1 pseudogene is annotated in these 264 nt (G+C 33.7%); it reads left to right on the top strand.

Annotated features, from left to right (window positions below):
• Window positions 1–264: pseudogene (locus AAEZ02_RS22690) on the top strand (TnsA endonuclease N-terminal domain-containing protein); the annotation flags it as partial.

Here is a 264-nt window from a genome sequence, read left to right as displayed (position 1 = left end):
AATCTTTAGAGCTAAATTTGTAGCTAAGAAAGTGGCAGTCCAGTCCTTGGGAGCAGATCTTATTTTGGTAACAGAACGTCAAATCCGCGTAAATCCTATTCTAAACAACCTTAAAATATTGCACCGTTATTCGGGAATATATGGCTTAAATACTATTCAAATTGAATTGCTGAAGCTTATAAAAAGATCAGGAAAAATAAGTGTAAATGATGTCGCAATAAAACAGTCATTATCATTAGGTGAGGCTAGGTCATATCTTTATTC

The sequence above is a fragment of the Shewanella sp. T24-MNA-CIBAN-0130 genome (genome assembly GCF_040310185.1).
Classification (GTDB): domain Bacteria; phylum Pseudomonadota; class Gammaproteobacteria; order Enterobacterales; family Shewanellaceae; genus Shewanella; species Shewanella psychromarinicola.
The sequence above is the reverse complement of the archived record's forward strand: the minus strand, read 5'-3'. Positions and strand labels throughout refer to the sequence as shown.